Source organism: Variovorax sp. P4_D9 (genome assembly GCF_056401695.1).
In genome coordinates, this window is the sequence record NZ_JBFUIU010000066.1 from 1 (window position 1) to 21114 (window position 21114).

The window sequence follows — 21114 nt, forward strand, 5'->3', positions numbered from 1 at the left end:
CGCCGTGACGCCGTGATGCATGTGCCGATCGAGACCGCGCGGGAAGCCCGCGAATTGGCGCGCAGGCTCGATGCCGACTGCGCGGTAGCGATCGGTGGCGGTTCGACCACCGGCCTGGGCAAGGCGATCGCGCTCGACTCGGGCCTGCCGATCCTGGCGATTCCGACCACCTATGCCGGCAGCGAGATGACGCCGATCTACGGCCTCACCGAGGGCGGCCTCAAGAAGACCGGCAAGGATGCGCGCGTGCTGCCGCGCACCGTGATCTACGACCCCGAGCTGTCGCGCACGCTGCCCGTCGGCCTGAGCGTGACCAGCGGCATCAACGCGATCGCGCATGCGGCCGAAGGGCTCTATGCACAGGACAGCAACCCGGTGATGGACCTGATGGCGCGCGAAGGCATCGCCGCGATCGCGCGGGCACTGCCGGTGATCCGCAAGCGGCCCGACGACATCGAGGCGCGCGCCGATGCGCTGTACGGCGCCTGGCTGTGCGGCACGGTGCTGGGCAGCGTCGGCATGGCGCTGCACCACAAGCTCTGCCACACGCTGGGCGGCAGCTTCAACCTGCCGCATGCCGAGGTGCACACGGTGGTGCTGCCGCATGCGATCGCCTTCAACGCGCAGGCGGCGCCGCGCGCGATGGAGAGCATCGCGCAGGCGCTGGGTGCGACTTCAGCGCCCGAGGGGCTGCAGACGCTGGCACGCGACAACGGCGCGCCGGTGGCGCTCAAGGACATCGGCATGCTCGAAGCCGACCTCGACCGCGCGGCCGATCTCGCGGTCGCCAATCCGTACTGGAATCCGCGCCCCTTCGGCCCGCCCGAGCGGGACGCGATCCGTGCGTTGCTACAACGCGCGTACGACGGCGATCCGCCGGGCTGACGGGCGGCGCCCGATACCGGTTTGTGCAAAGAAGAGAAGACAGAAGAAGGAGACAACCATGACCCTCAATCGAAGACAGTTCACCCAGGCCGCGGCCGCCCTGGCCGCCAGCGGCGCCACGCCGCTGGTGTTCGCGGCCGACACGCTGAAGATCGGCTACGTGTCGCCGCAGACCGGGCCGCTGGCGCCCTTCGGCGAGGCCGACAAGTGGGTCATCGACCAGATGAAGACCGTCTTCAAGGACGGCATCAGCGTCGGCGGGAAGAAGGTCGCGGTGCAGATCGTGCTGAAGGACAGCCAGGCGAATCCGAACCGTGCCGGCGAGGTCGCCAACGACCTGATCCTCAAGGAGAAGGTCGCGCTGGTGCTGACCGCCGGCACGCCCGAGACGGCCAATCCGGTCAGCGATGCCTGCGAGCTCAACGAAGTGCCCTGCATCTCGAGCGTGGTGCCGTGGCAGCCCTGGTTCTTCGGCCGCAAGGGCGACCCGGCCAAGGGCTTCGCCTGGACCTACCACCTGTTCTGGGGGCTGGAGGACGTCATCGCCAACTTCACGAGCGGCTGGAAGACCATCCCGACCAACAAGAAGGTCGGCGGGCTGTTCCCCAACGACGGCGACGGCAACGCCTGGGGCGACAAGGAGCTCGGCTTTCCGAAGCCGCTGTCGCAGATGGGCTTCACGCTGGTCGACCCGGGCCGCTTCCAGAACGGCACGCAGGACTTCAGCGCCCAGATTGCGGCCTTCAAGAAGGACGGCGTGGAGATCGTCACCGGCGTCGTGATTCCGCCCGATGCCAAGACCTTCCTGACGCAGGCGCGCCAGCAGGGCTTCCGGCCGAAGATCATCACGCTCGGCAAGGCGCTGCTGTTCCCGGGCGCGATCGACGCGCTCGGCGATCTCGGCGACGGCTTGTCGACCGAGGTGTGGTGGAGCCCGTCGCATCCGTTCACCTCGAGCCTGACCCAGCAGAGCGCGAAGGCGCTGGCCGAGGCCTACGAGACCGGCGCGAAGAAGCAGTGGACGCAGCCGATCGGCTTTGCGCACGCCTTGTTCGAGGTGGCGGCCGATGCGCTGTCGCGCGCCAAGTCGCAGAAGGCCACTGACGTGCGCGACGCCGTCGCGGCAACCTCGCTGGCGACGGTGGTCGGACCGGTGAAGTGGGGCGGGCAGGGCCCCTTCAAGAACGTCAGCAAGACGCCGCTGGTGCTGGGCCAGTGGGGCAAGGGCAAGAAGTACAAGTACGAGCTGACCATCGTCAACAACGAGGCGGCGCCGAACATTCCGGTCGGCGGCACGCTGCGGCCGATGCCGGGCTGAGATCATGACGCTGCTCGCGCTCCATGCCGTCAGCAAGGCCTACGGCGCGCTCAAGGTCACCGACGACATCACGCTCGCGGTGGCCGAGGGCGAGACGCTGGGCATCCTCGGGCCGAACGGCGCCGGCAAGACCACGCTTTTCAACCTCATCTCGGGCGACGTGCGCGTGGACGCGGGCCGGGTCGAATACGAAGGACGCGACGTGACAGCGCTCAAACCGCACCAGCGCTGCCATGCGGGCATCGGCCGCAGCTACCAGGTGCCGCAGCCCTTCGGCAACATGAGCGTGTTCGAGAACCTCGTGACCGCCGCCTGCTTCGGTGCCCAGCAGCGCGAGCAGGAGGCCTGGCAGACGGCGCACGAGGTGTTGGCGCAGACCGGGCTGATGGCGCGCGCCAACCAGCCGGCCGGGGGGCTCATGCTGCTCGACCGCAAGCGGCTCGAACTGGCGCGGGCGCTGGCGACCCGGCCCAAGCTGCTGCTGCTCGACGAGATCGCCGGCGGCCTGACTGAGCCCGAGGCGCGGCAGCTGGTCGAGGAGCTGCAGCAGATCAAGGCCCGTGGCGTGACCATGATCTGGATCGAGCACGTGGTGCATGCGCTGCTGTCGCTGGCCGACCGGCTGCTGGTCATCAACTTCGGGCAGAAGCTGGCGGAGGGCGAGCCGCGCGCGGTGATGAACGACCCCGAAGTGCGGCGGGTGTACATGGGGATCGAAGGATGACTGCATTGCTTTCGACGACAGGCCTCGAGGCTTTCTATGGCGATGCCCAGGCCTTGTTCGGCATCGACTTCACGCTGCACGCCGGCGAACTGCTGGCGATCATTGGTGCCAACGGCGCCGGTAAATCGACCTTCCTGAAATGCCTGACCGGCCTGGTGCGTGCGCCGCGCGAGGCGGTCCGTTTCAAGGGCGAGGCGATCGGCGGCCTGCCACCCGGCGAGATCGTGCGGCGCGGCTTGGCGATGGTGCCCGAAGGCCGGCGCCTGTTCCCGAGCCTCAGCGTCGAGGAGAACCTGCTGATGGGTGCGGCGAGCGGCCGCAGCGGCCCCTGGAACCTGAAGCGGCTGTACGAGATGTTCCCGATCCTGGCGCAAAAGCGCGCTGAGCCCGGCACCTCGCTGTCGGGCGGCCARCAGCAGATGGTGGCGCTGGGCCGGGCGCTGATGAGCAATCCCGAAGTGCTGCTGTGCGACGAACTGTCGCTCGGCCTGGCGCCGATCGTGATTCGCGAGATCTATGCCGCGATGCCGCGCATCACGGCCGAGGGCATGACGGTTGTGATCGTCGAGCAGGACGTCGGGATGGCGCAGCAGGTGTCGCAGCGCGTCTACTGCCTGCAGGAAGGGCGCGTGTCGCTCACCGGGCGCTCCAGCGAGCTCACGCGGGAGCAGATCTCGCAGGCCTACTTCGGGCTCGAGGCGCATGCGGAGGCGGCGCCATGATCGAGACCGTCATCCAGGGCCTGCTGCTCGGCGGCCTCTACACGCTGTTCGCGCTCGGACTGTCGCTGATGTTCGGCGTCATGCGCCTGACCAATGTCGCGCAGGGCGATTTCATCATCCTGGCCGCGTTCGCCGCCATCGCCGGCGTCTCGCTGACCGGCAGCGCGCCGCTGTGGGTCGTGCTGGCGGTACTGCCGATCGCCTTCGGCTTCGGCTACCTGCTGCAGCGCAACGTGCTGAACCGCACGCTGGGCAAGGATCCACTGCCTTCGCTGGTCGTGACTTTCGGACTCTCGATCGTGATCCAGAACCTGCTGCTGGAGCTGTTCTCGGCCGATCCGCGCTCGATCGAGATCGGCCCGCTGGCCACCGAGTCGGTGCGCTTCGGCGATTCGCTGGCGCTCGGCGTGCTGCCGCTRGTCATCCTGGCGGTGGCGCTGGCGGCCACGGCGGCGATGCAATGGATGTTCGCGCGCACGCCGCTGGGCCGGACCTTCCGCGCCGTCTCCGACGATCGCGAGATCGCCGAACTGATGGGCTTGAAGGCCAACCAGGTCTATGCCTTGGCCACCGGCATCGCCTTCGTGCTGATCGCGATCGCCGGCGCGCTGCAGGGCATGCGCACCACGGTGTCGCCGTCGGACGGCCCGCTGCTGCTGCTGTTCGCCTTCGAGGCCGTGATCATCGGCGGCATGGGGTCCTTCTGGGGCACGCTGGCCGGCGCCATGATCCTCGGCCTTGCGCAGCAGATCGGCTTCCGGCTCGATCCGGGCTGGGGCATCTGGTTCGGCCATCTCGTGTTCCTCGCGGTGCTGGTGCTGCGGCCGCAGGGACTTTTTCCGAAGACGCGCGGCTGAGGCCGATGAAATGGAACGGTTCATGAATCCTTCGACCTTCGACGTGGTGCGGGGCACGGCCGCGAGCCGTGCCCTGCTGTGGGCCGCCGCGGCGCTGGTGGTCGGCGCCGCCACGCTGCCCTTCTGGGGCGAGTCGAGCTGGATGCGCGAGTTCGTCGAGATCGCCTGCTACCTCATCTTCGCGATGATGTGGAACCTGCTCGCGGGCTACGGCGGCATGGTGAGCATCGGGCAGCAGGCCTTCTTCGGCTTCGGCGGCTACGTCATGCTGATGCTCGGCAACTTCGCCGGCCTCAATCCCTTCGTCGCGATTCCGCTCGGCGCGCTGGCGGCCGGGCTGATCGCGGTGCMGGTGTCCTTCGTCGCCTTCCGGCTCACGGGCGGCTACTTCGCCATCGGCACCTGGGTGATCGCCGAGGTGTTCCGGCTCAGCTTCGCCAACGTGTCGGCGGTGGGCGGCGGCTCGGGCACGACGCTGACCGCCTTGCGCGGCATCGAGCGCGCGACCCGCGAGAGCGTCACCTACTGGATGGCGCTGGGCTGCGTGGTGGCGGCGATCGCGCTGGTCTACCTGTTCCTGCGCAGCAAGCGCGGGCTGGCCCTGCTGGCGATCCGCGACAACGAGGTCGCCGCCGAATCGCAGGGCATCCCGGTCGCGCGCATGAAGCTCGCGGTCTACGTGGTGGCCGCCTTCGGCGCCGGCCTGGCGGGCGCGCTCTACTTCGTCGGCAACCTGCGCATCAGTCCCGATGCGGCCTTCAGCGTCAACTGGACCGCCTTCGCGATCTTCATGGTCGTGATCGGCGGCATCGGCCGCATCGAGGGGCCGCTGGTCGGGGCGCTCATCTTCTGGGCGCTCAACAAGTTCCTGAGCGACTATGGCACCTGGTACCTGCTCGGGCTCGGGCTGCTCGCGATCGTCGTCACCATCTTCTTCAAACAGGGCCTCTGGGGCTACGCGCAGCAGCACTGGGGCTGGTCGCTGTTCCCGACGCAGCGACGGCTGGCGCTGCCGGATGCGGCGGCCCCGAAGCGTTCGATACCCGCCGCGCGTCCCACCGAACTGGAGCTACATCCCCATGCGAAACATCAATGAGAACACCATCACCGCCGCCGTGCTCGATCGCATGGCGGATTGCGAGAACCCGCGGCTGAACGAAGTGATGTCGGCGCTGGTGCGCCACCTGCACGACTTCGCGCGCGAGGTCAAGCTGACCGAAGCCGAATGGGCGGCCGGCATCGAGTTCCTGACCGCGACCGGCCAGAAGTGCGACGGCAAGCGGCAGGAGTTCATCCTGCTGTCGGACACGCTGGGCCTGTCGATGCTGACTGTGGCGATGAACCACTCGAAGAGCGCGCAAGCCACCGAGGCGACCGTCTTCGGCCCCTTCCACGTGCCGGGCGCGCCGCGGCTGCCGCTCGGCGGCGATATCTCGGGCGGCGCCGCGGGCGAGCCCTTGTTCGTGAACGCCACCGTTCGAGGGCGCGACGGCGAGCCGGTCGCAGACGCCGAGGTCGATGTCTGGGAGGCCGACGCCGAAGGCTTCTACGACGTCCAGCGGCCGGGGCTCGATCGTCCGCAGGGCCGCGCCGTGTTTCGAACCGACGCCGAGGGTCGGCTGTGGTTCCGCGGCGTGATGCCGGTGGCCTATCCGATCCCCACCGACGGGCCGGTGGGCGCGATGCTGCGGGCGACCCGGCGCCATCCATGGCGTCCCGCGCACGTCCACTTCATGATCCGGGCGCCGGCCTACGAGACGCTCATCACGCACGTGTTCCGCGACGGCGACGACTACCTCGACAGCGACGCGGTGTTCGGCGTGCGCAGCTCGCTGATCGGTGACTTCGTCTCGCATCCCGCCGGCACCGCGCCCGACGGCAGCGTGCAGGCCGGAACCTTCCACACGCTGGCCTTCGAATTCGTGCTGGAGCCGGCTGGTGCGTCGGCCTAAGTGGCCATAATGCCCCGATGCACAGCTCCTCCCCGTCGACCCCTCCGCCAGAGGCGCTCGCGCCGCACACGCCGCTGCCGGCCTACTACGGCGACGAGGCCGAGCACCAGCAGTTCCTGCGCCGCATCTTCGACGACACTGCCCCCGACTACGACCGCATCGAACGGGTGCTGGCGCTCGGCTCGGGGCCCTGGTACCGGCGCTCGGCGCTGCAGCGCGCCGGGCTCGCGGCCGGCGCGCAGGTTCTCGACGTCGGCATTGGCACCGGGCTGGTCGCCCGCGAGGCGCTGACGCTGATCGGCCCGCGCGGGCAGCTGGTCGGCGTCGACCCCAGCCCGGGGATGATGGGGCAGGTGGCGCTGCCGGGCGTCGAGCTGGTGCGCGGCCGGGCCGAGGCACTGCCGCGGCCCGATGCCAGCAGCGACTTCATCAGCATGGGCTATGCGCTGCGCCACATCGCCGACGTGAATGCGGCCTTCGCCGAGTTCTTCCGCGTGCTGCGGCCGGGCGGCCGGCTGCTGGTGCTGGAGATCACCAAGCCTTCGGGCCGCGTCGGCACGGCGGTGCTCAAGGGCTACATGCGCGGCGTGGTGCCGCTGATCGCCAAGGTGGTGGCGCGCGGCCACGACACGGCCGAGCTGTGGCGCTACTACTGGGACACCATCGAGACCTGCATCGCGCCGGAATCGGTTTTGGCCGCCTTGCGCGCCGCCGGCTTCGAGGACGTCCGGCGGCATGTCGAACTCGGCGTCTTCTCCGAGTACAGCGCGGTCAAGCCGGGCTGAGCCTGACCGACCGGCTCCAGTCGGAATCCGAAGAGGGATGCGCCCAGGCGCGTAATCAGTTACAAACCCAGCCGGGCGCGCGGGGGACGCACGCCTTTCATTCAGGAGCGGAACCATGGCAGCGGGACGGGGGGGCAGGGTGCGTGGCATCGAAGCGACAGGGGCGGCGCGTGCAGGCCGCTGAGTCGATTTATCGCTTCGATCGCGTCGAGTTGAATCCTGCCAGCCGCGAGTTGCGGGTGGATGGCGAGCCGGTCGCCCTCGGCGCCCGCGCCTTCGATGTGCTGCTGGCGCTGATCACGCACCGCGAGCGAATGCTGACCAAAAACGAGCTGCTCGACCTCGTCTGGCCGAATCTCGTGGTCGAGGAGAACAATCTCCAGGTCCAGGTGAGCGCGCTGCGCAAGCTGCTCGGCGCCAAGGCCATCGTGACGGTGCCCGGACGCGGCTATCGCTTTGCCGCCGTGCTGGGCGACGCATCCGCGGCCGATGTCCGCGCGCCTGCGGTGGCCGCGCCAGCCTCCCCGGTGCTGCAATCCGAGCTGGGAAACCTGAATGCGGTGCTCCCTCCTTTGATGGGCCGTGCCCAGGATCTGGCCCAGCTGCGCGATCTGATGCGCGAACACCGGCTGGTCAGCCTGCTCGGGGCGGGCGGCATCGGCAAGACCAGCCTGGCCCGGGCCCTGGCCCGGGAGTTGGCGCACGGCTTTCGCGATGGTGCCTGGATGGTCGAGCTGGCCCACGTCACGGACCCCGCCGCCGTGCCGGGCGCGGTGGCCCGGGCGCTGCGCATCGGATTGCCCGGCCATGCCGATCCGGCGGTCGAGCTGGCCGAACGCCTGCGCGGCCGCGAACTGCTGCTGCTCGACAACTGCGAACACCTGATCGATGCCGCCGCGGCGCTGGTCGGCCATCTGCTGGCGGCCGTGCCCGAACTGCACATCCTCGTCACCAGCCAGGAGCCGCTGCGGCTGGCTGCCGAGCAGTCGATGCGGCTGGGCACGCTGGCCGTGCCGGTCGACGCCGAGTCGGCCGACGCTGCGGCCCATGGGGCGCTGGTGCTGTTCGCGGCGCGCGTCAGCGCGCTGCAGCCGGGCTTCCGGCTCGACAACGCCAATCTCGAGGCCGTGGTGGACATCTGCCGCGCTCTCGACGGCATGCCGCTGGCGCTGGAGCTCGCCGCCGCCCGGGTGCCGCTGCTGGGCGTGCACGGGGTGCGGCAGCACCTGGGGCAGCGCCTGCGCATCCTCAACAGCGGCGCCCGCGACGCACCGTCGCGCCATCGCACGCTGCGCGCGACGCTCGACTGGAGCCACGCGCTGCTGAGCCCGCTGGAGCAGCAGGTGTTTCGCCGGCTCGGCGTCTTCGTCGGCGGCTTCGGCCTCGAACTGGCGCAGCAGGTGGCGGCCGACGACAGCCTCGATGCCTGGGCCGTGGTCGACCTGCTCGGCAACCTGATCGACAAGTCGATGGTGGTGCTCGAAGCCGGCGCCACGCCGCGCTACCGGCTGCTCGAGAGCGCTCGCGCCTATGCGCGCGAGGGGCTCGAGACGGCCGGCGAATGGGAGCGCCTGCGCGAGTGGCACGCGCGCTGCATGCGGGCGGCGATCGACCGCCCGGCGCGGGCCGGGCGCACGGGTTTCGAATTGATGGACCCGTGGGTGATGGCCTGCATCCCGGAGATCGACAACCTGCGCAGCGCCATCGAATGGGCCTGCGGCGAGGGCGGCGACGCGGTGCTGGCCCTCGAGCTGGTGAACACCGCGGCCGTGCTCATGTACCAGGCCGGGCGCTATAGCGAGGGCGTGCGCTGGATGCGGATGGCCGAAGCCCTGGTCGGCGACCACACCCCGCCTTTCGTGGCGGCCGATTTCTACATGGGCCTGGCGATGGTCGGCCTGCACGGCGGCGTCAGCGCGCAGGAGCGCATGACGCTGCTGGCGCGGACGCGCGCCACCTTCGAGCAGGAGCTGGCCCGGGAGGAGGAGGCCCAGGGCCGCCTGGTGATCGCCCTGTGCATGAGCGCCTACGTGGCGGCGGTGACAGCGGACTTCGAAAGCGCCGAACGCCATCTCGCCCGGGGCCTGGAGCTGATCGAGCAGCAGCAGCTGCATGGCTTCCGCGGCCTGTGGCTCTACAACTGCGGCATGGTCCGGCGCTACCAGGGACGGACCGAGGAGGCGCTGGCCGCCTTTGCCCAGGCCTTGCCGCTGGTGCGCAGCGGCGGCGATGCGCGCGTCCTGTTCTACGTGCTCAACAACCTGGCCGCGCTGCACCAGGAGATCGGCCATGTCGACGAGGCGGTGGACCAGTTCCGCGCCATGATCGAGCATCTGCGCCGTTCGCAGTTGACCGATGCCCAGATGATGGCCTTTGCGCTCAACTGGTACGCGCATGCGCTGACGGTGCAGGGCTCGCTGCCGGAGGCCCAGGCCCAGGTCATGCAGAGCCTGCCGCATTGCCGTCGCTCGCTCGGCCTGCGCCATTTCGCCGGCATGCTGGCGCTGCTGGCGGCGCGGCAGGGCCGCTTGCGTGACGCCGCGCGGCTGGTCGGCTGCGACGATGCGGCACGCGTGCGGCGCGGCGAGGTGCGCAGCCAGGCCGACACCCGCATGCTCAATGCCACGCTGGCCCTGGTCGGTGCCGTCCATGCCCCGGCCGAGTTGGCTGCCTGGCGCCGCGATGGCGCCGGCCTCGACGAGGACGCCGCCATCGCGCTGGCCTCGGCCGGCCTCAGGGCAGTGCCGGCCTGACACCTTCGAGTTGCGCGATCAGCGTCGGGAAGATGTCGCGCGCGGCATTGCGGCCGACGAACAGATCCATGTGCGCATAGTCCTCGAAGACGTGGCGGGTGTAGAGCGACGGGTCGTTGTGGCGCGACAGCCAGGCCTGCGTGCGCAGGCTGGTCTCGGGAAAGAACAGCTGGTTGCGGGCGCCGGCCAGGAAGCTGATCGGCAGCGCCAGCCGCGGCGCGTTGGCCGGCGTCGCGTAGACGTCGCGGCCTTCGCTGTCGACCGCCTTGGCGCGCTGCATGATCAGGCTCAGGTGCTCGAAGGGATGCAGCGACACGCTGCCGAACATCTCCGCCAGCGCGGTGTGGGTGGCGTGGTTGAGCTGCGCGTGCGCATACGAGGCGCCGAAGATCGAGAACACGCGGTGGCACAGCGGGTTCTTGCATTCCTCGCCGGCCGGCACCGGCACCTTCCAGGCCAGCGTGTCGATCTCGCGGTCGAGGTCGGTGCGGCCGGGCACGCTGTCGAAGCGGCCGTTGAGCGGCGCATAGTTCTCGAGCACGCGGGCCAGGCCGATGTCGGCCTTGGCGTCGTTGAGCCAGCCCGTGAGCGGGTGCAGCGTGAGCTGCGAAGACACCAGCGAGCGCACGCCGGTCATGCCGGCCAGGAGCGCCATCAGCAGGCTCATCGAGCCGACGCAGTGGGCGATCGCCTGCAGGTCCTTGGCGCCGGTGGCCTGCAGGATGAAGCGCACCGCGGCCGGCCAGTCGGTGCGCACGATGTCGTCGATCGTGAAGGGCGCGATCGGGCTGCCCGAGTCGGGGCTGGCCCGGTAGTCAAACAGCCAGACGTCGTAGCCGCGCTCGCAGAGCGCCTCGACCAGGTTCTGGTCGACGGTGTCAGTGGCGAACGAGGAGGCCCGCACCGAGAAACCCGGCGCCAGCACCACTGGCCCGAGCGTGCCGCCGGCATAGCGCGTGAGCCTGATCCGAAAGCCATCGCCGACATCGACATGGTGCGCTACTGACGCCGGTGCGCGCAGGGCCCGGCGCGGGAGCTGCGCCAGGTCGAGCGCCGGGAAATCGTGGAGGTCGGCGAGCAGCCCGCCATAGGCGCGGAACAGCGTCATGCCGAAGAAGGCGCCGAAGCTGGCGAGGTAGGCGCCGGCGATGGCCCGCTGCGCCGCCGGCAGGTGGGCCTCGATCGTGCCGGGCAGGCTCGGCGGCGGCTTCATCTCGAGGCTCGAGGCTTGCCACATCAGGTCCTCGAGGTCCAGCGTCAGGATGCCCTGCGCCACCAGCGAGCCGGTCATGCCGTCGCCGTCGTAGACCCGCACGAACAGGGTGGTGGTGTCGGTCCAAGGCGAGGAGCCGGGCCGCTGGTGCAGCACCTTGTGGCCCTTGAAGCGCAGCCGCGAGTCGCCGCGCCGCAGCACCATCTCGTAGGTCATGGTCCAGGTCTCGACCCGCTGGGCGTCGGCCGGCAGCAGGTGGAACACGCCGCTCGCGACCGGCATCGGCTCGCTCGACAGCGCCGGGCAGCTGACGCTGCCGGTTATGCGGGCCGGATGCGTCGGGTCCGACACCATCTGGTGGAGATCACTGGTGTGGATCGTGAGCTCGAAGCGCATGGCCTGGCCCCGCGCCTTGCCCCAGGCGCAAGCGATCTCGTAGTCGCTCGCCAGCCGCTGCTGCGCGCCGCCGCGCGGCAGCACCGCCTCGGTGCTGATCCAGCCGTGCATGGTCTCGGTGAACTGGAAGCTCGGGCTCAACAGCGCCGGATCCTTGTCGATGATTTCCCTGCCCGTCGCCTTGGCGAGATCGATGGCAGCGGCCTCGAGATCGTCGACGATGCGCCGCAGCAGTCCTGGCGGCGGTGGCGCAGCGGTGGCCGAGGCCGGCAGTGGCGCGCGCGGCGCCAGGCCGAGGTCCAGCGCCCAGCCGCGCTGGTCGCACAGCAGCTGGCAGGTGCGCTCGGCCAGCGCCGTGATGGTCAGCAGCGGGTTGACGCCGGCCGCGCCCGGCAGCACCGCGCCGTCGCAGACGTAGAGGCCTGGATGCACCGCCTGGCCGTCGCTGCCCGCGTACACCTGGCCCTGGTGGTCGACCACGCCGTCGGCGGCGCTGTCGCCCATGCCGCATCCGCCCAGCGGATGGACCGTGATCAGCTTGCGGCCCAGCGCTTCGCTCCACAGCGGGTTCGGGATGAACTGGCCCCGCACCGCCTCGCTGGCCGCCTGCAGCCACTGGTTGTCCTTGGCGATCACCGCGCTGGCGCCGGCCTCGGGCCAGTCGATGCGCAGCCGGTCGTCCCGCAGCTGCAGCGTGCCGCCGGCATCGTCCACGCTCATCACCAGGTAGGTCTGGGTGCGCGCCACTGCGCCGCCGTACGCGGCCATCGCGAGCTTGCCGGGGTTCTGCACCGCCTCGCTCATGGCCTGGGCGTCGAGCAGGCGCGATTTGGCCGCGGCCGCGCCGTAGGCGATTTCGCCCCCCTTCATCGCATCGGCGAAGAACAGGGCCGGCGTCAGCATCGACGCCAGCGCGCCGGGGATCACGCCTTCCTCGATCACCAGGCCGTCGCCCACCTCGGGCGCATTGCGCAGGTCGATCAGGCCGGTGATGCAGGGGCCGGGCAGCTGCTCCGGCGCCAGCTTGCTGCGGCCGGCGCCGACGCCGTTGATGTTGCTGCGGACCGGGTTTCCCTTGGCATCGGGGGTGGACTGCCAGTCGGCGTCGAAGCCCAGCGCCAGCACGTCGCCGTTGCCGGAGAAGCGCGTACCGAGCCGGTCCGACAGGGGCAAGCCCTGCACGCGCGAGCGCAGCAGGATCTCGGTCGAGCCCAGCGCCCCGGCGCCGAGCATCACCACGTCGGCGCTCACGCTGCGCGGCGCGGTCGACGCAGGCGCGGCCTCGCCGCGCAGCGCCACCGGATCAAAGACTACGCGCCAGCGCTCGCCGTCGCGCTCGACATGGCTCACGCGGGCGCCGGTGAAGATCTCGGCGCCATGGTTCGCCGCATCCGGCAGGTAGTTCATCTGCGTGGTGTTCTTGGCACCCACGTTGCAGCCGCTGGTGCAGTCGCCGCACAGGTTGCAGCGCGGCTGCGGGACCCCGAAGGGGTTCAACTGGTCGACGAAGTTGACCGCGATCGGCGGCCGGCTGAACGGCCGTTTCATCGCCCTGGCCGATTTCTCGAGCGCCTGCAGCTTGTTGAGCGGCGGGTAGTCGTCGGGGTAGGGCGAGGGGTCCAGCATCTGCCGGGCGCGGGCGATGTAGGGGTCGAGCAGCGCCGGGTCGCGGCGGAAGGGCTCGGGCCAGGGCGTGGCAGCGAACAGTCGCGGATCGATTTCGAGGGCCACGTTGGCATTGATCAGCGAGGTGCCGCCAAGGCCGCAGCCGACCATCGCGAGCATGTCGTCGTTGAGGTGCAGGTCGTAGAGCCCGTCGGCGGCGCCGAGCTTGCCGCGCGTACCGTCGACCTGCATGTCGGCCCGGGCGCCGGCCATGTCGTTCGGGTAGTCGCCGGGCAGGATCTCGCGGCCGCGCTCGAGCACGCAGACCGACTGGCCGGCGCGCGCCAGGCGCGAGGCTGCGACGCCGGCGCCGTAGCCGGAGCCGACCACGACCACGGTGTAGTGGGGGGCCAGTTGCGCGAGCGGCCGTGCGATGCGTTTCATCATGGGGCGGGAGTCTCGGGCGGTGCCGAGGCGTGGAAGAACTTGTCGAGCAATTGGGCGGCACGGTCTTCGGTGGCCTGCCGGGCCGAGCGCGAGAAGGCCTGCCACGCGGGCGCGGTGCGTTCGAGACCGGCGGCCAGGGCGGCCAGCATCGGGTTGTCGCGGTCGCGGAAGCCGCCGACGCCCTGCGCTTGCACCGGCGCCATGCGGCCGTTGACCGGGTCGTTGAAGAGCCGCAGCGACGCTAGGTTGAGCGCCTCGTCGATGAACACCGCCGCAGCGCCCTGGGTCGAGGCCATGGTCGGCTGGTCCGTCACCCAGCCGCCGGTGTTGAAAACCCGCACCGGCCGGTCGAAGCCGGCGACCGGCAGTTCGTCCTGGAACGGCTTGTGGGTGTGGCCGAAGACGAAGGCGAGATCGAGCCCTGACGGCCGCAGGCCGGCGCGCTCGAGCTCCAGCTTAACCGGGCCCGACAGGAACCAGCGCAGGTCGGCGACGTCGCTGGCTGTCATTAGATCGAGGGTGCTGTCGCGCTGCGACTGCGCGCCCCGGCCGAGCGTGACATCGAGCGCTCCCAGCAGCAGCTGGTCCAGCGTGATCCCCTGAACCGTCGGCATCTTTCCACTGACGCCGAAGCGCTCGCCGAGCCGGGCCACGAGCAGGGCCGACAGGCGCTGCGCGAAGCGCTGCGAGGCGCCGGCGTCGCGCATCACCTCGTACAGCGTGGTCGCCTCGGTGCCGGTGGCACCGGCGCTGCCGAGGTCCGACCACAGGAAGTCGACCCAGGCGCCGTTCTGGCTCTCGAGCTGCGCCATCGAGGCCGGGCCGCGGCCGTGGTGGCCCGGCGCCTGCGCATCGAGGGCAGAGACCACGCGGTACATCGGGTCCACGTAGTGGCCGTGGTGCAGCACCACGCAGCGCTGGCGTTCGGCGTCGAGCAGGCCGAGGTTGGGGTAGGCGATCTCGACCCGGGTTTCTTTCAGGGCCGGGTGGCTGTTGATCAGGCCGGTCAGCATCGACGACTGGATGCCGCTCGCATTGGGCGCCTGGAACAGCGGCGTCTGCGCGATCAGGTCGCGGTCGATGCGGCCTTCGCGCAGGCCGTCCTGGAAATGCTGGTCCTGGGCGATGCGCCACAGATGGTGATCGTGGTTGCCGGGCACGCACAGCACGCGCGGCGCGAACAGCGGCTGGTCGCCGTCGAGCATCACGGACTCGACGAAGCAGCGGAAGGCGGCGGCGACGCTGCCCATCGGCGACAGGCCCATGTCGAGCACGTCGCCGAGCAGGATCAGCGTCGGCGGCGGTCCGTCCCCGAGCGTGCCGAGCAGCTGGCGCAGGGCCTGACCCAGCGCCACCAGCGTGTCGCTGGGCCGGCCCGGGTCGGGTCGTCCCTGGGCGTCAGTCGGTGTGAGGGTGCTGTAGGCGGCACCGAGGTGCAGGTCCGACAGGCAGACATAGCGGGGGCCGACTCCAGCACTCATGGGGTAAAGGCTCCGGGGATCAGGGGGACGGCAATCCCGTTCATGTGCGCTTCCATTCGATTCAGGGCAGTCGGCGCCCGGCATCGACTGTGACCGTTTGCGCCCGGGGCGTCCTGAACCCGTCCTGAAGCGTGCTGAATCCGGTGCCCGCATTCAGCACGCTTCAGCGCGCCTTAAGGACTGCGAGGCCGGGCGGCGAGAAGCTTGGGCTTCCTCTACCAGCCGCCGAAACGCCATGCGCCGACCGTACACCTCCCCCGCCGCCGCCATCGCCGCGTCGCTGCGTGCCGTCGGTCAGCCGCGCAGCGCGATCCTGCGCAACGGCGTGCGCGCCCGGATCCGTCCGCTGCGCCTGGACGATGCCCGCCGCTACGGCGACTTCGTGGGCAAGCTTTCGGCGCCCTCGCGCGATGGCCGCTTCCATGGCGACGTCGACGATCGCACGCCGTTCGCACTGCAGCAGCGGGTCTGCGTCGATGGCGTGCGCCATGTCGTCTTCGTCGCCGCGGTCGCGCTGGCCGATGGCGAGGAACTCATCGGCGAGGTGCGCTACTGCGTCGGCGACGAACCGGGCTGCGCCGAAGTGGCGATCGCCGTGGTCGATGCCTGGCAGGGCCAGGGCCTGGCCGACCAGCTGATCGACTGCCTGCTCGAAGCCGCCCACGACGCCGGCCTGCGCCGGCTCTACGGCGAGGTGCCGGCGACCCACACCCGGATGGTCAGCTTCCTGCACCGCATGGGCTTCCAGATCTGCCCTCAGGGCCCCAGCGGCGACCTGCTTCGCCTCGAGCGCGGCGTGTCGCCTCGCCGTCCGCAGCGCGCCCGCGGCCTGCCCGGCGCGCTGCGCCGCTGGCTGATCGGCCAGTTCGCACTGGGGGTCCAGTCGCCGTTGAAGACGCCCTGACTCGGCATCCTCCAACCAGCGCGGCGCACGGGTTCAGCGGCAGAATCGGGCTCCGCCACCAACCCCCAGCGCCCTGGCATGAAGTCTCGCCCACTGCCCTCCCTGCCCACCGGTCGCCGCCTGCTGTACTGGATCGTGGGGATCGCGGTCCTCACGGCGCTGGTCTGGGCGGTCGTGCGCGACGTGAGTCCCGCGCCGCCGCGTATGCTCGTGATGAGCACCGGCGTTTCCGACGGCGCTTACCACCGTTTCGGCGAGCGCTACCAGGAGATCCTGCGGGCCAACGGCATCCGGCTCGAGCTGCGCCCCTCGAGCGGCGGCGTCGAGAACCTGCAGCGGCTCATCGACGGCACGGTGTCGGTAGGCTTCGTGCAGGGCGGGACCGGCGTGCTGGCGCAGGATCCGGACGCGCCGCCGGAATCGACGCCGCTGCGTTCGCTGGCCATCGTCGCCTTCGAGCCGGTCTGGATCTTCAGCACCCGCCTCGAGCTGTCGAAGGGGCTGGGGCCGCTGGCCGGCAAGCGCATCGCGGTCGGGGTACCCGGCAGCGGCAACTTCAAGGTGGCCACCGAACTGCTGGCGGTCTATGGCGTCGTGGACGGCGCGCAAGGCACCACCTTCGTCAGCGAAGGCGGTATGGCGGCGGCCGAGCTGCTCACCGGCGGCCAGGTCGATGCGGCCTTCATCATCGCCGCGCCTCAGGCGCCGGCGGTGCAGAAGCTGCTCGTGGACGAGGATGTGCGCCTGGCATCGCTGGACCACGTGCAGGGCCTGGCACGGCGCTTTCCGTTCTTCCAGCCCGTGAGCCTCAAGCGCGGTTCGGTCGACCCGAAGCACGACCTGCCGCCGCAGGACATCCAGCTTCTCGCCACCACCGCCAACCTGGTCGTGCGCGACGAGCTGCACCCGGCGCTGGCCTACCTGCTGCTCGAGGCGGCGCGGCAGGTGCACCGGCAGCCCAGCATCATCGACCGGCCCGGCGACTTCCCGAGCCCGATCGGCACCGACTTCCCGCTCGCGAGCGAGGCCGAGCGCTACTTCAAGAACGGCAGGCCGTTCCTGCAGAGCTACCTGCCTTTCTGGGCCGCGAACTACGTGCAGCGCTTGCTGCTGCTGCTGGTGCCGCTGGCTGCGATCCTGGTGCCGGCGGCCCGGGTGCTGCCCGAGCTCATCGCCTGGCGCCGCCAGAGCGGCCTGTTCCGTCGCTATGGCGAGCTGAAGTTCCTCGAGCAGGACCTGGCCTCGCGCAAGCTCGACGACGACGAGCGCCGCGAAGCCAGGGCCCAGCTCGACCGCATCGAGGAGGAGGTCATCCAGACCAAGTTCCCGCTCGATTTCACCGACCGGGTCTACACGCTGCGGCAGCACGTCGACTACGTGAGGGCGCAGTTGCAGCGCCAAGGGGAGCCGTATCCGAAGGACTGAATCGGACGCGTCGTGACGCGATTTGGGAATCTTCCCAAAGACCTGGACGGGGCTGCTCCATAGACTGCCGAGGGCATTCGAGGCCGACCTCTGGTTTGTGCTCTCTTCGTATTCGTCCCCTCCAGTTCAATGATCATCTCCAGACTTCCTCTTGCCGCTGCCATGGCGGCCCTCTTCGCACTGGCCGGCTGCCAGACCACGACATGCAGCTGGGCAGCCAGTCGGCCAAGACCGTGGCCACCGGCAGCGCGGCGGGCGGCAACGGCAGCGGCGCGAGCAGACAGCTCGAGCGCTGCGACTCGCCGCTGGGCACGGTCTCGCTGGTCGAGAACCAGACGGCGGGCTGGTACACCGTGCTGCGCAACGAATACAAGCTGCCGCCGACCGCCACCCTGCTGCGGCTGCTGGTGCAGCAGTCGAACTGTTTCGTGGTGGTCGAGCGCGGCGGCGCCGGCATGGCCGCCATGGGCCGCGAGCGCGCCCTGATGGACGGTGGCGACATGCGCGCCGGCAGCAACTTCGGCAAGGGCCAGATGGTGGCATCCGACTACGGCCTGTCGCCCGAGGTCATCTTCAAGAACGACGCCGGCGGTGCCAGCGCCGCGCTCGGCGGCTTGATCGGCGGCCGCTATGGCAGCGTGGTCGGCAAGCTCGGCGCCAACCTCAAGACCAAGGAAACCTCCACGCTGCTGACCCTGATCGACAGCCGTTCGGGCGTGCAGATCGCCGCGGCCGAAGGCAGCGCCTCCAAGACCGACTTCGGCGGCTTCGGCGCGCTGGGCGGCTCGAGCGCCGCCGGCCGGCTCGGCGGCTACACCAAAACGCCCGAAGGCAAGGTGATCGCCGCCGCCCTCATGGACGCCTTCAACCAGATGGTCATTTCGCTGCGCGACTACAAGGCCCCAGACCGTGCAGGGGCAGGGCCTCGGCGGTCGCGGCCGACTGGGCGTGGATGGCCGCGGCGYCGTCGGACACCTTGACGCCGGGCACCAAGCGCCGCCGCAAGTAGTAGTTTTCGCCCACGTCGACGAAGGGCCTGGGGCTTGGATGCCCCAGGTCTTTTTTTCGGCGCGACCCTGCCGCCGCTTCACAGCAGCCGCGAAACCTCCCGCGCCGCCGCCAGCAGGGCCGGCAGCATGCTGTCCTGCATCACCTTGGCGCTGGTCCGGTTGGCCTGGCCGCTGATGTTGAGCGCGGCCACGGTACGGCCCGCGCGATCCACGATCGGCGCCGCAATCGAGATCAGCCCTTCTTCGAGCTCCTGGTTGACCAGGCACCAGCCCTGTCGCCGCGCCTGTGCCACCTTGGCGAGCAGGGCGTCGATGTCGGTCACCGTGTGCTTGGTGAAGGCTTCGCGCGTCGAGGCTTCGAGCCGGGCCCGGATTTCCTCTTCGTCGAGGTCGGCCAGCAGCAGCCGGCCCATCGAGGTGCAGAAGGCCGGCAGCCGCGAGCCGACACCCAGGCTGATGCGCATGATCTTGTGGGTCGGCACCCGCATGACGTAGACGATGTCGGTGGCGTCCAGCACTGCCGCGGAACACGACTCCTGGACCTGCTGCACCAGCGCTTCCATCACCGGCTCGGCGCGGTTCCAGATCGGCATCGACGACAGGTAGGCGAAGCCGAGGTCGAGGATGCGCGGCGTGAGCGCGAAGAGCTTGCAGTCGCTCGTCACGTAGCCCAACGTCTGCAGCGTGAGCAGGATGCGGCGCGCGCCGGCCCGCGTGAGTCCGGTGGCCGCGGCCACCTCGCTGAGCGTCTGGCGCGGCGCGCCGGCGCTGAAGGAGCGGATCACCTGCAGGCCGCGCGCGAAGGATTGCACGTAGCTGTCGCCGGGTGTCGGCGGGGCGGTTGTCGACTGCTGGGTTGCCATGGGAGGTGCTTTTCTCTAGAATTCATTATACGAACAGATGTTCGGTATTCGAACAAGACAACGGACGCTCGGCCCATTCGGTCGCCGGTTGTTCGACTTCTCTTCCATCCCGGAGACAGATTCCATGATCGACAAGATCGCGCGCTCGGTCGCCGACGCCATGGCCGGCATCCCCGACGGCGCCACGGTGCTGATCGGCGGCTTCGGCACCGCCGGCATTCCCAACGAACTGATCGATGGCCTGATCGAGCAGGGCGCCAAGGACCTCACGGTGGTCAACAACAACGCGGGCAACGGCGAGACCGGCCTGGCGGCGCTGCTCAAGGCCGGTCGCGTGCGCAAGATCATTTGCAGCTTCCCGCGCCAGGCCGACAGCCAGGTGTTCGATGGCCTCTACCGTGCCGGCAAGCTCGAACTCGAACTGGTGCCGCAAGGCAACCTGGCCGAACGCATCCGTGCGGCCGGCGCCGGCATCGGCGCCTTCTTCTGCCCGACCGGCTTCGGCACGCAGCTGGCCGGCGGCCGCGAGACGCGCGAGATCGACGGCAAGCCCTACGTGCTGGAGTACCCGATCCGCGGCGACGTCGCGCTGATCAAGGCCGAGCAGGGCGACCGCTGGGGCAACCTGGTCTACCGCAAGGCCGCGCGCAATTTCGGCCCGGTGATGGCGATGGCCGCAGCGCGCACCATCGCGACGGTGCACGAGATCGTCGAGCTCGGCGCGATGGACCCCGAGCACATCGTCACGCCGGGCATCTTCGTCAACAAGATCGTCAAGATCGAGCGCGTCGCCACTGAGGCCGGCGGCTTCAGGAAAGCGGCATGACCATGACCTACCAACGTCGCACCAAAGACCAGCTCGCCGCCCGGGTCGCCCAGGACATCTTCGATGGCGCGGTCGTCAACCTCGGCATCGGCCAGCCGACGCTGGTCGCGAACCACCTGCCGGCCGGCCGCGAGATCATCCTGCACAGCGAGAACGGCATCCTCGGTATGGGTCCGGCACCGGCCGCCGGCAACGAGGACTTCGACCTGATCAACGCCGGCAAGCAGCCGGTCACATTGCTGCCGGGCGGTGCCTACTTCCACCATGCCGACAGTTTCGCGATGATGCGCGGCGGCCACCTCGACATCTGCGTGCTGGGCGCTTTCCAGGTCTCGGCCACCGGCGATCTCGCCAACTGGAGCACCGGCGAAGAGGGCGCGATTCCGGCGGTCGGCGGGGCCATGGACCTCGCCATCGGTGCCCGCCAGACCTGGGTCATGATGGACCTGCTGACCAAGAAGGGCGAGAGCAAGATCGTGGCGCAGTGCAGCTATCCGCTGACCGGCCTCGGCTGCGTGAAGCGGGTGTACTCCGACCTTGCTACGCTCGAATGCACGCCCGCGGGCCTGAAGCTGATCGACAAGGTCGATGGCCTCGGCCACGCGGAACTCGAAGAACTGGTCGGCCTGCCGATCGCCCTCTGAACCCACTGGGGAGACACCACCATGAGTCAACAAGCCTTCATCTGCGACGCGATTCGCACCCCCTTCGGCCGCTACGGCGGCGCCCTCTCCAGCGTGCGCACCGACGACCTCGGCGCGGTGCCGCTCAAGGCGCTGATGGAGCGCAACAAGAAGGTCGACTGGCAGGCGGTCGGCGACGTGCTCTATGGTTGCGCCAACCAGGCCGGCGAGGACAACCGCAACGTCGCGCGCATGGCGGCCTTGCTGGCCGGCCTGCCGATCGAAGTCGGCGGCGGCACCATCAACCGCCTGTGCGGCTCGGGCC

Annotated in this window: 18 protein-coding genes; 15 read left to right on the top strand and 3 right to left on the bottom strand. The window is 69.9% G+C overall.

Annotated elements, in window-relative coordinates:
* From AC1DY5_RS10110 to AC1DY5_RS10150, 9 genes are all read left to right on the top strand, one after another.
* A partial coding sequence (locus tag AC1DY5_RS10110; RefSeq protein WP_478111156.1) for a maleylacetate reductase occupies positions 1-885 on the top strand: 885 nt, incomplete at its 5' end.
* Between the two features lie 58 nt (positions 886-943).
* Entirely contained in the window at positions 944-2203 is a 1260-nt protein-coding gene (locus AC1DY5_RS10115; RefSeq protein ID WP_478111157.1) for an ABC transporter substrate-binding protein, read from the top strand.
* A gap of 4 nt (positions 2204-2207) precedes the next feature.
* Complete coding sequence (locus tag AC1DY5_RS10120; RefSeq protein WP_478111158.1) at positions 2208-2927, top strand: ABC transporter ATP-binding protein; 720 nt, start codon at positions 2208-2210, stop codon at positions 2925-2927.
* Positions 2924-3649 (top strand): ABC transporter ATP-binding protein, encoded by a 726-nt coding sequence (locus AC1DY5_RS10125; RefSeq protein ID WP_478111159.1) that lies wholly within the window; start codon positions 2924-2926, stop codon positions 3647-3649. Before AC1DY5_RS10120 ends, AC1DY5_RS10125 begins: the two co-directional genes overlap by 4 nt.
* Positions 3646-4506: a branched-chain amino acid ABC transporter permease gene (locus AC1DY5_RS10130; RefSeq protein ID WP_478111160.1), complete on the top strand. Its 861-nt coding sequence runs from the start codon at positions 3646-3648 to the stop codon at positions 4504-4506. The genes AC1DY5_RS10125 and AC1DY5_RS10130 overlap by 4 nt, the downstream gene beginning before the upstream one ends.
* Before the next feature lie 22 nt (positions 4507-4528).
* Entirely contained in the window at positions 4529-5602 is a 1074-nt protein-coding gene (locus tag AC1DY5_RS10135; protein ID WP_478111161.1) for a branched-chain amino acid ABC transporter permease, read from the top strand.
* On the top strand, positions 5586-6458 hold the full coding sequence (locus AC1DY5_RS10140) for an intradiol ring-cleavage dioxygenase (protein ID WP_478111162.1): 873 nt from the start codon (positions 5586-5588) through the stop codon (positions 6456-6458). The genes AC1DY5_RS10135 and AC1DY5_RS10140 overlap by 17 nt, the downstream gene beginning before the upstream one ends.
* 17 nt (positions 6459-6475) lie before the next feature.
* On the top strand, positions 6476-7243 hold the full coding sequence (locus tag AC1DY5_RS10145; RefSeq protein WP_478111163.1) for a class I SAM-dependent methyltransferase: 768 nt from the start codon (positions 6476-6478) through the stop codon (positions 7241-7243).
* Positions 7244-7386: 143 nt separating this feature from the next.
* Positions 7387-9996 carry an ATP-binding protein gene (locus AC1DY5_RS10150; RefSeq protein WP_478111164.1) on the top strand — a complete coding sequence of 870 codons (2610 nt, stop codon included), beginning with the start codon at positions 7387-7389 and terminating at the stop codon, positions 9994-9996.
* Here the strand turns inward: AC1DY5_RS10150 and AC1DY5_RS10155 are convergent.
* On the bottom strand, positions 9977-13657 hold the full coding sequence (locus tag AC1DY5_RS10155) for an alpha/beta fold hydrolase (RefSeq protein WP_478111165.1): 3681 nt from the start codon (positions 13655-13657) through the stop codon (positions 9977-9979). The genes AC1DY5_RS10150 and AC1DY5_RS10155 overlap by 20 nt on opposite strands.
* Positions 13654-15138, bottom strand: coding sequence for a metallophosphoesterase (locus tag AC1DY5_RS10160; RefSeq protein ID WP_478111166.1), 1485 nt, complete (start codon positions 15136-15138; stop codon positions 13654-13656). Before AC1DY5_RS10160 ends, AC1DY5_RS10155 begins: the two co-directional genes overlap by 4 nt.
* Before the next feature lie 235 nt (positions 15139-15373).
* Here AC1DY5_RS10160 and AC1DY5_RS10165 point away from each other — a divergent pair, with 235 nt between their 5' ends.
* The 3 genes from AC1DY5_RS10165 (at position 15374) to AC1DY5_RS10175 (ending at position 18447) form a co-directional block, all read left to right on the top strand.
* Positions 15374-16042 carry a GNAT family N-acetyltransferase gene (locus tag AC1DY5_RS10165; RefSeq protein ID WP_478111167.1) on the top strand — a complete coding sequence of 223 codons (669 nt, stop codon included), beginning with the start codon at positions 15374-15376 and terminating at the stop codon, positions 16040-16042.
* 78 nt (positions 16043-16120) lie between these two features.
* Complete coding sequence (locus AC1DY5_RS10170) at positions 16121-17467, top strand: TAXI family TRAP transporter solute-binding subunit (RefSeq protein WP_478111168.1); 1347 nt, start codon at positions 16121-16123, stop codon at positions 17465-17467.
* A gap of 203 nt (positions 17468-17670) precedes the next feature.
* Positions 17671-18447, top strand: a complete 777-nt coding sequence (locus AC1DY5_RS10175; protein WP_478111169.1) for a CsgG/HfaB family protein — start codon at positions 17671-17673, stop codon at positions 18445-18447.
* A 107-nt stretch (positions 18448-18554) separates the two neighbouring features.
* On the opposite strand, the gene AC1DY5_RS10180 is transcribed toward AC1DY5_RS10175, so the two are convergent.
* Entirely contained in the window at positions 18555-19340 is a 786-nt protein-coding gene (locus tag AC1DY5_RS10180; protein WP_478111170.1) for an IclR family transcriptional regulator, read from the bottom strand.
* 124 nt (positions 19341-19464) lie between these two features.
* Here AC1DY5_RS10180 and AC1DY5_RS10185 point away from each other — a divergent pair, with 124 nt between their 5' ends.
* The 3 genes from AC1DY5_RS10185 to AC1DY5_RS10195 all read left to right on the top strand — a co-directional run.
* Positions 19465-20166 carry a 3-oxoacid CoA-transferase subunit A gene (locus tag AC1DY5_RS10185; RefSeq protein WP_478111171.1) on the top strand — a complete coding sequence of 234 codons (702 nt, stop codon included), beginning with the start codon at positions 19465-19467 and terminating at the stop codon, positions 20164-20166.
* A 2-nt stretch (positions 20167-20168) separates the two neighbouring features.
* Positions 20169-20810, top strand: coding sequence for a 3-oxoacid CoA-transferase subunit B (locus tag AC1DY5_RS10190; protein ID WP_478111173.1), 642 nt, complete (start codon positions 20169-20171; stop codon positions 20808-20810).
* 21 nt (positions 20811-20831) lie between these two features.
* A partial coding sequence (locus tag AC1DY5_RS10195; protein ID WP_478111172.1) for a thiolase family protein occupies positions 20832-21114 on the top strand: 283 nt, incomplete at its 3' end.